This is a genomic window from Pedobacter cryoconitis (assembly GCF_003259615.1).
GTDB classification, from domain to species: domain Bacteria; phylum Bacteroidota; class Bacteroidia; order Sphingobacteriales; family Sphingobacteriaceae; genus Pedobacter; species Pedobacter cryoconitis.
Genome location: NZ_QLLR01000029.1, coordinates 1 through 13,522 on the forward strand (window position 1 = coordinate 1; position 13,522 = coordinate 13,522).

The 13,522-nt window shown below is 38.8% G+C and carries 11 protein-coding genes and 1 tRNA gene; 8 read left to right on the top strand and 4 right to left on the bottom strand.

What is annotated here, in order from left to right; all coding sequences use genetic code 11:
• Positions 1-301, top strand: a 301-nt coding sequence (locus LY11_RS21100; RefSeq protein ID WP_146610885.1) for a transposase, incomplete at its 5' end; no start/stop codon positions are given.
• A gap of 89 nt (positions 302-390) precedes the next feature.
• On the opposite strand, the gene LY11_RS21105 is transcribed toward LY11_RS21100, so the two are convergent.
• Both LY11_RS21105 and LY11_RS21110 read right to left on the bottom strand, forming a co-directional pair.
• Positions 391-463 (bottom strand) — tRNA-Lys (locus tag LY11_RS21105).
• A gap of 205 nt (positions 464-668) precedes the next feature.
• A complete protein-coding gene (locus tag LY11_RS21110) occupies positions 669-2,735 on the bottom strand; it encodes an OPT family oligopeptide transporter (protein ID WP_111635615.1) in 2,067 nt (688 codons plus the stop codon).
• Between the two features lie 244 nt (positions 2,736-2,979).
• Here LY11_RS21110 and LY11_RS21115 point away from each other — a divergent pair, with 244 nt between their 5' ends.
• The 6 genes from LY11_RS21115 to LY11_RS21140 all read left to right on the top strand — a co-directional run bounded on the left by LY11_RS21115 (position 2,980) and on the right by LY11_RS21140 (position 8,774).
• Positions 2,980-3,678 carry a hypothetical protein gene (locus LY11_RS21115; RefSeq protein ID WP_111635616.1) on the top strand — a complete coding sequence of 233 codons (699 nt, stop codon included), beginning with the start codon at positions 2,980-2,982 and terminating at the stop codon, positions 3,676-3,678.
• A gap of 23 nt (positions 3,679-3,701) precedes the next feature.
• Entirely contained in the window at positions 3,702-4,580 is an 879-nt protein-coding gene (locus LY11_RS21120; protein ID WP_111635617.1) for a hypothetical protein, read from the top strand.
• A gap of 40 nt (positions 4,581-4,620) precedes the next feature.
• Complete coding sequence (locus LY11_RS21125; RefSeq protein WP_111635618.1) at positions 4,621-5,904, top strand: short-chain dehydrogenase; 1,284 nt, start codon at positions 4,621-4,623, stop codon at positions 5,902-5,904.
• 132 nt (positions 5,905-6,036) lie between these two features.
• Positions 6,037-6,633: a TetR/AcrR family transcriptional regulator gene (locus LY11_RS21130; protein WP_111635619.1), complete on the top strand. Its 597-nt coding sequence runs from the start codon at positions 6,037-6,039 to the stop codon at positions 6,631-6,633.
• A gap of 7 nt (positions 6,634-6,640) precedes the next feature.
• Entirely contained in the window at positions 6,641-7,795 is a 1,155-nt protein-coding gene (locus LY11_RS21135; RefSeq protein ID WP_111635620.1) for an FAD-dependent oxidoreductase, read from the top strand.
• Between the two features lie 151 nt (positions 7,796-7,946).
• Complete coding sequence (locus LY11_RS21140; RefSeq protein WP_111635621.1) at positions 7,947-8,774, top strand: hypothetical protein; 828 nt, start codon at positions 7,947-7,949, stop codon at positions 8,772-8,774.
• On the opposite strand, the gene LY11_RS21145 is transcribed toward LY11_RS21140, so the two are convergent.
• Positions 8,769-10,241 carry an amino acid permease gene (locus tag LY11_RS21145; RefSeq protein WP_111635622.1) on the bottom strand — a complete coding sequence of 491 codons (1,473 nt, stop codon included), beginning with the start codon at positions 10,239-10,241 and terminating at the stop codon, positions 8,769-8,771. The two genes, LY11_RS21140 and LY11_RS21145, sit on opposite strands and share 6 nt — an antisense overlap.
• Positions 10,242-10,425: 184 nt before the next feature.
• Between LY11_RS21145 and LY11_RS21150 the strand changes: the two genes are divergently transcribed.
• Positions 10,426-12,054 carry an ABC1 kinase family protein gene (locus LY11_RS21150; RefSeq protein ID WP_111635623.1) on the top strand — a complete coding sequence of 543 codons (1,629 nt, stop codon included), beginning with the start codon at positions 10,426-10,428 and terminating at the stop codon, positions 12,052-12,054.
• A gap of 41 nt (positions 12,055-12,095) precedes the next feature.
• Here the strand turns inward: LY11_RS21150 and LY11_RS21155 are convergent, their stop codons facing one another.
• Entirely contained in the window at positions 12,096-13,283 is a 1,188-nt protein-coding gene (locus tag LY11_RS21155) for an NAD(P)/FAD-dependent oxidoreductase (protein ID WP_111635624.1), read from the bottom strand.
• Between the last annotated feature and the right edge of the window lie 239 nt (positions 13,284-13,522).

Below are 13,522 nucleotides of genomic sequence, written 5' to 3' on the forward strand. Positions count from 1 at the left end.
GGCTTATAATTTATCACTTGGTCTTGGAAACATTTTCAAGATATGTACAAGTAAAGAGCAGGCTTTTAAGCCATTAGCATTATGGTACAATCAGGTGGAAGAGTCAGGAATTGAGTCATTTAGGACGGTGTCAAGGTCTATACAGGCACATTATCTATCGATCTTGAACTTCTTTCTCAACAGAAGTACAAATGCCTCTGCTGAATCATTCAATGCTAAAGTTAAAGCATTCAGAGCCACTTCAAGAGGGGTTCGGGACATCAAATTCTTCCTGTTCAGGTTATCGAAAATATATGCTTAAAATTTATCTCCCCCCAAGAATTCCGCTTGATCCAAAAAATTAGCAATATCTTTTAACGCAAAAAGCCTCAATTTTCATTGAGGCTTTCGTGATCCCGCTGGGATTCGAACCCAGGACCACTACATTAAAAGTGTAATGCTCTACCAGCTGAGCTACGGAATCATCATTCTTTTCAGAACAATACTTTAAGCGTTTCCGTTTAAAGTGATGCAAATATAGGAGTAGGATACGTATAGTGCAAATAAATATTGCCCTTATCTTATAGTAGCCTGATTCTAAGCCTGATTAATTGCATTTAACGTTAAAAAACTGTTAAATTAACCTAATAAAGGAGGTTTATACAGTCATAAACCTCCTTTATGAATATCTATTTTATGATGTCTTCAGCTTCATTTTTCTTTTTTGAGATATTATACAAAACAAATCCCATGAAAAGGAAAATCAATACACCCAGCAATTCATAACCACCAGCACCAAACCAGCGGGTAAACAATGGCTGAACATCTACTTTGCTCAGGTTACTTCGTACAGATGGGATAACCATCAAAATTGCGACGACAACTCCTGCCAGTGCACCACCAGCAACCAGTCCCGTTGCAAAGAGATTTCCAGGGCCCAATTCCTCTTCCTCCGGAGTTTTTACTTTTTTACGTTCTTTCCAGTCTACAATTCCTTTGATCGCACCACCCACAAAAATCGGAAGGGTAGTAGCTAAAGGTAAATAAGCTCCTACAGCAAACGATAAAGCGTTGATACCGCATAACTCTATAGTAATAGCAATAAACACACCAACCAATACATATTGCCAATCCAGGTTAAAAGAAAGCATACCTTTAATTAAGGTTGCCATCAGTGTAGCCTGAGGAGCAGAATATAATTCAGTACCAATCGCATGTTTAATACCTTGTGCAAGCATTTCAGGAGTAGGCGTATCCAGAATGCGAACTGTTAGTCCAATCACGATAGAAGATACGATTACACCTATAAATAAGGCGATCTGCTGGTATCTTGGTGTTGCACCAATGATGTAACCCGTTTTAAGATCCTGGGACGTTGCGCCTGCATTAGCTGCTGCTATACAAATCATACCACCCACAACCAGTGCCATCGGTTCGTAGACCTTACCAGTCCATCCAACTGCGATGAAGACAAGACAGGTTCCCATGATGGTTGCGATAGTCATTCCCGAAATAGGGTTGTTACTCGAACCTATTAAACCAACAATACGGCTGGATACAGTCACGAAAAATGCACCAAACATTACAACCAGTACGCCAATCAGTAAATTGCTTAAAATTCCGTTACTTGGGATCTGTGGTAGTACAGCAACAAGAATAATCAATGCTAAACTTCCTACACCAACAACTTTCAGCGAAAGATCGCGGTCTGTTCTTTTAGTATCTGCTACTGTTTTTCCGTCCTTGATAGAACCTAAACTATCTTTGAATGAAGATATGATTGTAGGGATTGTCTTTAATAAAGTGATAAACCCTCCGGCAGCTACTGCTCCTGCACCGATCTGTTTCACATAGGCCTGATAAATTGCCAATGGATAATCTGAGAATGTTTGTGTTGCAGGATTCCATCCTACAGAACCACCTGCTTTAGTAATATCAGCAAGTAATCCAAGCTTTACCAATTGATGAGCTGCTAATGCAGGATCAATTAAAGTCGCTAATAATGGAATAAGTCCGAGCCATGCCAGCACACCACCCGCAACCAGTACTCCGGCAATTTTTGGCCCGATAATATAACCAACACCCATATACTCCGGGGTAATCTCTCCGCTAACCTGCGCAGAAGGCAGAAATTTATTAGCTTGTGTAGTTACCCAGGTCGGTGCTTCGGAAATCACATGGAAAACTTTCTGCATCAACGCGTAAATCATTGCGAAACCTAAACCCCAAAAAGCTGTCCTTGCAAATGATCCGCCTCTTTCTCCGGCTTTCAGGACTGATGCACAGGCTGTTCCTTCAGGATATGGCAGTGTGTCGTGCTCTTTGACAATTAATGATCTTCTGAGCGGAATCATCATCATAGTCCCTAAAACACCCCCAAGAATGGCGAGAATCAGAATAGTCATGTAGTTAAAAAATGCTTCTCCTGAGCTCTGTCCACCAATATCTGTGCTCAGAAATAGAAACCCCGGAAGGGTAAATACAACTCCGGCAGCTATAGATTCACCAGCAGATCCCGTAGTTTGAATAATGTTATTTTCCAGGATGGTGGTCTTGAAAAACTTTTTGCCCAGTGTGATAGCCAGTACAGCTATGGGTATTGATGCTGAAACAGTTAATCCTGCTTTTAAAGCGAGATAAACGGTGGCGGCACCAAATATGATCCCGGCAATACATCCCAGTAAAATGGACTTGATTGTAAATTCTGCTACATTACTTTCTGCAGGTATGAAAGGCTTAAATTCTTCTTTATTCATTATAAAAAAATATGGTTTAAAGTTATCTTTTTTTGCCCACCTAACAAGCCTAAACATGAATAAACCATGTGTTTTAGTGTTTTAATGAGTGTATTTAAAACACAATGGCAAGTCATGTAACTGAATGCACAACCTCTGAAATAGGACTGGCAGCCTGTAAAAAAGTCGAAATAATTAACCATTAGTTCAACAGAAAGTTATAAGTTGCGTGTCCGAAAAAGTGTAAGTTATTTAAATATCGACAATGAATCACCGCAAAATCCTTCTGTTATCCTTTTTAATTTTCAGTACTGTATTGATTACTAATGCACAAAGCAAAGTCGTGTTTGAGGAAACATTCAGAAAAAATAAGCTTGAGAAAAATTGGCTGACCGTAAATGGGAACTGGGAAGTTAAAGATCATATCATTCATGGAAGCAGGGATGCCAACTGGGCTATTCTGCTTTGTAACAAATCAGTGCCGGAGAACTATATTCTTACATTTTCATCCTTAGTGGAGCCTGAATCTAATCTGTTTGAGGTCATACTCAATTTAAATGGTGCTAAATTCCTGGGAATCCTGCTCAACCAGTTAGAAAACAGGGTTGCAATTGAAGATCGCTCCTTATTGCTTAATCTGGATCAAAGGGGAAGTTTTATCCAAAGTACAGGACATATCGGTACCATGCCAAAAGTAGACAGACCAAAGCAGGATACCTGGCAAAACTGGAAAATACAAAGGGCAGGCAATCAGTTTTTTATATGGATCAATGATGAAGAAGTAATTTCTTTTACAGACACCAAAAACTTTGTTAAAACCAAAGGTCAGTTTGGTTTTGCAGTGAGCGGCAAGGCATTCATTAAAGAAGTAAAGCTCTTAAAAACAAAAGGAGAAGACGCACTTCCGCCACAAAATTTCAAGGGTAAACCACCCGTAAAAAAAATCCCTTTTCATTTTGAATAATTAATTTAGCTAAATAACTCTTTATGTCTGTTGTGAAAATATCATTGTTTCTTGTTTTGCTTTCCTGTGGCCTTAATGCCGGTTCGCAGGTAAAATCAGCCTATAATTGGAAAGGGAGTGTACTTCCTTTGTATGAAAAACCAGCTGCTGGTAGCCGTGTACTGGTCAAAATTCCTAAAGGAGCCAGATTACAGCAAAATGTTAGTCAGGCAGGATTGCCAGCCTTCAATATCATATTAAGCTACTATGGCGTTACGGAATTACCTGGAAAAGAAGAACTGAACAGAAGTGGTGGTACATGGTATAGTATGCCTGGAACCTGGACTAAAGTAAAATATCAGGATAAAACCGGATACGTGCCGCAGCTGTTCTTATCTTGTATACCCGATTTGCAGGTAGCTAAAAACAGTAAAGATGATTTTGAAGAATTAACAACTGGTTATCTGACCAGGTTGTTTGGTACTCCGGTTTCCAGGAGTAAAAAGGAGTTGCCAAAAGGAAGCAAAGACGAGATTAATTATCAAAAGACTTACCGGTTTAAGAATGGTAATTACCAGATTTCAGCGTATCAGTATTTTGAGAAAGATGGGCCGGGAGGTGAAACACACACACTCTTTTTAAAAGGTTTAAAGAAGCATGAAGCTATATTGCTATTGTTAAAGCTGACTTCATATAATGATGCAATCGATATTGATTTCCATGATGTTAAGAAAAGGGTAGTGACTAATAGTTTATATGATAAATTCTGCTGGTGGTATAATAAAGATTTGGATAAGGATACGATGAAAGAGCGGAATATTGATACAGAATTCTTTTTTTATCAGGAGGGTGGTTCAACAAGTATAACGCTGAAAGAAACAAAAGAGGGAGTTATTATTACCTATAGTTTCGGGGGCTGTTAAATTCAACAATAATCGATTAAAATTATTATAATTACTCCTGATGAATAAGTATTTAGCGTTTTCAATTATTGCTTTTATATTGACTGGATGTTCAGGTGAGCAAACTGACAAATTATTATTAGAGAAAGATCGCCTTGGATTAGTGAAGAGCCTGACATCGGATAAAATCATATTTTGGAAATTCGCCAAACTTGGTGTACGTGCATCTGCTATAAAGGACACAATGATGCCTGAATATCGCGATCACGCTAAAGAGTTACGGGCAGTATCGGGGATTATTGATAAAATGGGTACTGGGAAAAACAATATCTCTGTGGTCGATGCAGCGCTATTGTATCGGGATTATAGTAAAATTAAGAGTTTCGTAATCAAGACTGATGAAGATATTTTCCCTCCATTATTAGATGGAATACAACCAAAAACAGTTCCTGTTCACCGTTCTGAAGCTGATAAAATTGTATTACAAAACGGAGAACATGCTATTTTGAGTATGCTGGCGCTGGCAGCGAAAGATTTAGGTATGGAAATCTCTCTTTATGAATGCAGTAAGACACAACCGGATAAATTACCTGATAGTGAAATAAAGACCCTGCTTCAATTTGTGCGGGGCTTACTATTTTTTACCAACAAGTTTTATTATTTATCGGAGGATGAGATTGGTAATAATATCAAATGGCTTGACAAGCAGCAAAAGGTTGATCTGCCTTATACGCGGGCATTTTTCAAGTGGGGTAGATTTAACAATGAGCAGACACACGTTGCTTTTCATGGTTTAAATCATGTTTTCAGAGGTCTGGATCGTTTAATGATGAAGCGTGATATTGATGAAACAAGAGCGTTGGACGACTTTGAGGTTTTCCTGGCCGATGCACATCAATTAGGCATTCAAAATGAGACGGTATGGAGTATAGAGAGTTTTGTATATATCAAAAGAGGTAAAAATGAGCAGGCCATAGCCTCCCTGAATAAGTTAAAGACAAGTCCTTTACTGAGCGATAGTGAGCGTGGGTCTATACAGGAATCTATTGAATACTTGAATAAAAAGGAGCCTGATGCAAAACTTAATGGTGTTTATGACAAATTCTTTATTGGTAAAATAGCAACCCGGCAAATGCTGGTTGTTTTGGCTAAAATTGATTGGAGAACGTTTCTGAAAGAACATAACATCGTGCAAACTGATAAAATGTTTGATACTATAGACCGGTTTGAAGTAGTCAATGCCGAGTTGCAAAAGATGAGTGATCCCAAATCCATTATCCAAAAAGGCAATGAGTTGAAAGATAAAAGTAAGAAATTGCTGAACAATATCCCTGACTTATTTTAGTAAATAGTGGTTATTGAGCTTTAAATAGGCATCGTAGCAGTTATTTTATATTACATCTTGTAAGTAAACGTTTATTTACTTACGTTTGTCTTATGATTTATCCTTTTCTACAGCAGAAGGAAATCTTTGACTATGAGGCCGAAAAATTTAGAAAAGGAAGAAGCAATCCGTAACATAGCTTTGCAGATAATTGCAGAGGAGGGATTGGAGAATTTGAGTATGCAGAAATTAGCTAAAGCGGCTAATGTATCTCCTCGTACCATCTATATAAAATATGAGAATAAGGAAGATTTTCTGATTACGCTTTTTATTGAAGATGTATTAGGAGCTTATGAAAAAGCAGTATTGGAAAATTTTAATCCGGAGGCAGATTTTGCACAAGGGGTTAAAAAGATATGGCTGAATACTTTTCGCTATTTAAAAGAGAACAGGAACTCCTTTGCCTTACTTCAATATGGTAAGTCCTCGCCATTGCTGAATAAAGCCTTCCAACGGGAAAATATTAAACAAGGACATTTCTTTGCACCTATCCACCATTTTCTGAGATTAAACGTATCAAAAGATATAATCAGAGATTTCCCGCATGATGTACACCGGGCAATGCTATTTTCCCCGCTTTTAGACCTGGTTAATGAATATTTTGACTATAAAGAGAGGCCGGAACAAATTATTACAGAGCAGATAATTCTGGAATGTTGTGAGGCTGTGATTAAAGGAATGCTTAAATAAATAGATTATGAATACGATTGAAAACAAACAAATTGCAATAGTAGGAGGAGGTCCTGGCGGATTAACATTAGCCAGGATTTTGCAAAACAGAGGTGCGGCAGTGAAAGTCTACGAACGGGATGCTGATAAAGATGCAAGAGCGAAAGGAGCCACTTTAGATTTACATTATGAATCTGGTTTAAAGGCTATTAATGAAGCCGGTCTAATGGAAGAGTTTAAGGCTAATTACCGTCCAGGTGCAGATAAGTTACGGGTAACAGATCAACATGCCAATATTATATTTGACGACCAGGGAAATAGAGAAGCAACCGGAGCACCAGAAACATTCCGTCCTGAAATTGACCGTGGACCTTTACAACAAATTTTACTGGACTCCTTAGCACCGGAAACCGTAGTATGGGGCAACCATTTTATTTCGCTTTCTCCAAAGGGTGAGGGTTGGAACCTGGAATTTCAAAATGGCAATTCTGTCTACGCAGACCTGGTAATTGCTGCCGATGGTGCAAATTCGAAAATCCGGCCTTATATGACACCTGTAAAAGCCGTATACTCTGGCGTTACAGTCGTAGAAGGAGCGGTATATAATAGTGAATTGGCGTGCCCTGAAATACATCGGCTGTTAAATGGTGGAAAGATATTTGCGATGGGAAATGAAAAGTCTCTGATTGTCAGTTCTAAGGGGGATGGAAGCCTGGTGTTCTATACAGGCTGTAATATACAGGAGCAGTGGAGCCGGGAATCTGGGGTTGATTATTCTGATAAATATCAGGTAATTGATTGGTTTAAAAAGGAATATGAAGGCTGGGATAAAGTATGGCTTGAATTGTTTGAAAATGCAAGCTCAGGTTTTATACCCCGTCCTCAGTATTATATGCCCCTTGATCAAAATTGGGAAGCACTGCCTAATTTGACTATGTTGGGAGACGCGGCACATTTAATGCCTCCTTATGCGGGTGAGGGCGTAAATATGGCTATGCTTGATGCCCTGGAATTAAGCAATTGCCTGACTAATAGTGATTTTTCTGATCTTAAATCAGCGATTGCTGCCTATGAAGAAAACATGCGGCTCAGGGCTGTGGAAGTTACTGAAGCTACTTTAGAATCGACCGCTGCTTTACATTCTCCGGATGCTATTTCTTATTTGATTAATATTATTAGTTAAGATAAATTTTGTTTTAATTTATGAAGATATTTACTATATTAGAAATCTCTAAAACAGAGAGTCAATAGTTCTGATTTTTAAATAAGTTTCATAAAGCTGTTTCAGTTGCTTTGACCTTGTTTTCTATTGATAGGCCATTAAATCTGATAGCATGAATAATTTACCGGGACTAGGAATGCTGAAAAGCAGACATAGCCCTTCAAAGATTTTTGTATATTTTGCTGTCGGTATCTTTATCTTTTTATCGGGGCTTGCATGGTTGATTTATATGGAAGCAATTGTTCCGGCTGAAGCGCGCAATAGTTTCAGCTTTTATGGGGTGAAGCACCCGGTGAATTTTTCAGGAAAGCTTGATCAGCTTTATTGGATTATCATTTTAATCATGGTGTTTGCTATTTCTCCATTGTTGATAGCCATAAATTTAAGCTTTGGAAAAGCATATTACCTGTATGAAAAAGGCATCGTAACAGAAAATGGCGGACAGCTCAAAACTATACTTTTTGAAGATATTGAAGACTTGGGGTTGTTTAGTTCCGGAAACAGTTTTAATCCCAATAATATTGCTTTTCGTAATAGAAAGGAAGGCCGGTGGGAAATTATGACAGCCAGAAACAGACACATATTTAAGGCGATAGATTTGATTATAAGCCATCATCAGGTACTCTATACCGCTAAAGTGTTGAAAGAGATACAAATTGGTAATGGTATAGTTTTTAACTATATAAGTGATAGTATTCCGGGTAAGTCATTTCTAAATTTACCTCCTAAAGAAATTACGGTCTATAAGCATCACCTGGTTATTAATGAGGTGCAATTGCGCATCGAAGATGTTAGTCATTTTTCTACAGATAATAACAGGATCAGCCTGTACAGCAAAGAAAATGATATTGCTTTTGATACCTCCCTGATGGGCTTCTTTAGCAGTAAAAGTTTTATTGCCGTGCTGCACGGGCTGATTAAAACGTCCGGCGCACTATAATTCCGGTTTGCCGTTATTTTCCCGATATTGCTTTCTGAGTTTGCTATTCTTTTTCCCGTAAAGGAAATAGAAAACAATTCCGGCTGCCATCCAGATAAACAAACGTTCCCAGCTTTCAATAGGCAGGCCAGCCATTAAGCAAACACAGACTGCGATACCAAGAATTGGAATAAGGGGTACAAAAGGTACTTTGAATGATCTTGGGATTTCTGGATTTGTTCGTCTGAGAATGATTACTCCGAGTGCTACCAATGAAAAAGCAAATAAAGTCCCGATACTAACCATGTGACCCAAATCTGAAATTGGAACCAGGCCAGCCAGAAGACCTACAAATACCAGGAAAAACAGGTTGCTTTTCCAAGGCGTTTTAAAGCGGGGATGAATATTACTGAAGAATTCAGGTAATAGTCCGTCTTTAGACATGCTGTAAAAAACACGTGATTGCCCTAATAACATGACTAAGATCACTGAAGTATAGCCGGCCAGAATAGCGATAATCAGTGCGCTGTTCAGAAAATGATAACCTGTAACAGCGAAAGCCGTGGCAGCAGGGCTTGCATCGCCTTTGAATACTGTGTAAGGAGCCAGGCCAGTCATCACATAAGAAAAGGCTACATATAATACGGTCGCCACCAATAAAGAACCAATAATACCAATAGGCATATCTTTTTGTGGATTTTTAGCTTCCTGAGCAGCGGTAGAAACTGCATCAAAACCAATAAAGCCGAAAAATACGACAGCTGCACCTCTAACAATTCCAGACCAACCAAAATGTCCGAATTCTCCTGTATTTTCTGGAATAAAGGGACTGTAATTAGCTGTATTGATGAAAGACCAGCCCATTGCGATAAAGAGAAGAATAACACTTATTTTCAAAATTACCAGTAAGTTATTGATAGTCGCAGATTCCTGTGTTCCCTTGACTAAAACAAGGGAGAGAATAACAACGATAAAAACCGCTGGCAGATTGATAATACCTCCTTGTAACATTGTTCCATCGGCTAATTTAACGGGATCAAAAGGAGAACTGGTTAACTTGGGCGGCAGGTGGATTTGTAGCTGCGCTAATAGTTTAATGGCATAACTGGACCAGCTTACCGCAACAGTGGCAGAGGCAAGCGCATATTCAAGTACTAAATCCCAGCCGATAATCCAGGCCATAAATTCACCCAGTGTGGCATACGTATAGGTATAAGCAGAACCTGCTACTGGTATCATAGAGGCATATTCCGCGTAGCAGAGTGCACAAAATGCACAGGCTACACCCGCCAGAATAAAAGACAGGATAACTGCAGGGCCTGCATTTTCAGAAGCGACTATCCCGGTGAGCGAGAAAATGCCGGCTCCTACGATCGCACCAATGCCCAGTGCAACCAGATTATAAGGGCCTAATGTCCGGGTAAGCCCATTCTCACCTTTGTTTTCTTGTTCTTCTATAAGTAGTTTTATTGGTTTCTTGAAAAGCATAGCTAATTTTTGAAGGATTAACGCTTGTATAGTTAAATGGATTTCCGGCTGCAAATGTATAAATAATATAATTAAACTACCAAAATGGTAGTCTTTATTCTGGCGTTAAAATTGAGTAAGAAAGAAGGAGCAGGGTAACTGATTGTTTCAGACTTGTTGCGGATCTAATTAAGGCTACAAACCTATGATGGAAAATCAGAAGAGAAAACTCAAAAGAACAGCGTCGCTCGTTAAAATATTGGCTAAATATGGATTTGAGGAATTATTTAATAGTTCGGGTAGTGAGGCCAGTCCAGACGATTCATCACTGACTGTTTATGAGCGGATTAGAATGACTTTGGAAGAGTTGGGACCAACTTATGTGAAATTTGGTCAGGCCTTTAGCAGCAGAGAAGATTTACTGCCTAAAGAAATGATTGTGGAATTACAGAAATTGCAGGATAAAGTAGAGTCCAAACCTATGGATGTCAGAGGGTTGCTCCAAACGGATCTGGGTATTGATCCTGAAGAATTCTTTGCCCATATCGCCGATGAGCCCTTTGCTTCTGCTTCTATATCACAGGTTTATAAAGCAGAATTGAAAAATGGTCAGCCTGTAATCCTGAAAATAAAGCGCCCCGGAATACGCGAAATGGTGGCTTCGGATATGTTGATCATGAAAGACATCGCCGGATTCTTAACCAGTTACAGTGAGGTGTTCCGTAAAATAAATCTCGTTGAGGTACTGGAGGCATTTGAGAAATCTATATTTCAGGAACTTTCCTTTTTGAATGAACTGGCTAACATTGAACGCTTTTCCAGAAACTTTAAAGGAAATGAAGCGATTTACCTGGCTGATGCTTATCCTGAGTTATCTAATGATAATATCCTGTGTATGGAATTTATAGCAGGGGTTAAAATAACAGATAAGCAAGGTATTGTTGCTATGGGATTGAGTCCGGAGAAAATTACGCATAGTGGTCTTGATCTTTATTTGACACAGGTATTGGAGCATGGTTTCTTCCATGCAGATCCTCATCCGGGAAATCTTCTGGTGCTGCAAAGCGGACAGATTGCTTTTATAGATTTTGGGTCTATGGGCAGTATGATGCCTACAGAGAAGGTAATGCTGGAAGATTTTGTTTCTTATTTTATGGCGCAGGATGCCAGAAGATTAATCGCCACTATGAAGAAAATGGCGATACGGTTTAATGTGGCCGATGAAAGTAAACTGGAAAGAGATATACATGAGTTTTTTAATTTGCTGGATGGTGTTTCTTTGGAGCAAATGGATATTAAGGAAGTACTGAGTAAGTTTTCGGCTATTCTGAATAACAATGAAATTTTGATGCCTGATCATCTTTACCTGTTAGTTCGTGGAATTGTATTAATTGAAGGAATTGGCAGGGCACTTGTACCTGACTTGAATATTCTGGATAGTTTACGCCCTTATATTTTAAAGATTGCTTTTCGGAGACTGAGCCCTGAGGAATTGAAGAAGAGTGGTTTAAAGCTTTTAAGGACACTAACCGAGGCTTTGAAAACTATGCCTGATGATGTACAGTCCATTATCAGCAAGCTGAATAGTGGAGATTTAAAAGTTGTACAGGAAGTGAAGGATTTACCTGCTTTTAAAACAACAATAGAACGTGGGATGTCCAACCTTGGTTTGAGTGTCTTTATGTCTGCGTTATTGATCACTTCCGCTATCCTGATCCTTGCAGATAAACCCCCTAAATTTGATGGAATACCAGTCTTGGCCTTGGGTGGATTGGCCATCAGCCTTATTGTGGGCGTGATCATTCTGGTATCGGCAGTTTTTAAAAGGAAATGATCTTGCTGTATTGCTATGGGTTATTATTCCTGCAGATTTAATTAATGATAGAAAATTTCAAAGTCTTTTTCAGTATAATATTCAGGTAATTTCCTGTGATTGATTAAATGGGCAGCTACTCCTCCAATTGCATCAGAACACATTGCTGAATAGCCGTTACAGCCGCTTGCTATATATAATCCGGGTTGATTACTTTCCCCGATATATGGCCTTCCGTGTACTGAACGATTGATAATGCAGCGTTTGGTCAGGTATTCAATAGGTTCAATATTTGGTAATATCTTTAAGAGTGCTTGCTTTAATCTATTGATAAATTGATCACTGTTTCCTTTTCTGAACCAATGCTGTACCTGCTCAATGTGATCAAAGTAAATGTCTTCAGGCAGATTGCATCCCATTTTTATATAATAATGCCCATTTGGATATTGAACTGGCTGAATCAGATATATTCCTTCAGTGACTGTATTATCAATTTCATAAAGTAGTGAAGGAAGGTTTGTGAGTTCTGATGCCTGTTCAGGGGTCACCTTTGCTAACAGAATAATTTCATTTTTTATCTGCAAATCTAGTTTCTGGGCAATCAGGTTATGAAAATTCACAAATGATCCGGCAGCCAGCAATATTTTGGGAGCCTGGTAAGTATGGCCTTCCTGTGAGGTAATTATATAGCCGCGTTTATGGTAGGTAATGTCTAAAATAGTATCCTTTAAATTCACCCCATGCTGCTGTTTGAAAATTTCTAATTGTGCTTTCAACAGCAATCTGGGATTGATCAGGCCTGAGGGTGATTGCTCTGATAGACCTTGTGCGTTCTGAGGAAAACTATACGCACTAAAATCCGAAGCAAGTTCTGAACCATTGGCATAAGCTGTATAATCGAGGTTAAACTGGCTGGCCAGGTAAGCTGCTTTATTTAGATATTCATCTCTTCCTTCCGGATTCACATATAAACAGCCAACTGGGTTGTGAAATTGTATACCGCTTTGTTCCTGTATGGCATGGTATTGTTTAACGGAGTCCAGATTCAAGCGTGTCCATACTTTATCCTTCCCGATCAGCCGCTGTACACGTGCCTGGTCATAATGACTTGCAAAAACTGTGGATTTATCATAATCGGAAGGTTCATCCGGACCTATAATTGCAATTCTTTTGTTTTTGAATGATAAATACTTAGCTGCCGCTGATCCAACCAGTCCTTTACCAATAACAATAATATCAAAGTCTTTCATGCTATTCTTGAATTAACAAATCAAATGGTTATGAAATATAAGGATTTAGGAAGCATAAAAAGGAAATTCCGGAGAAGAATGGAGCGGTTAATCCGACAAAAACAATATGGCTCTTCCAGTGTTATGTTTAGCAATGAAATTGAGATATGAGAAGAAAGCAGTTCGCTAAATCTGTGGGTAAGGGAACCCTCAGAGATTTCATAGCCTGGGTTTTATGTATTTATACTTTCGTTTGCCAA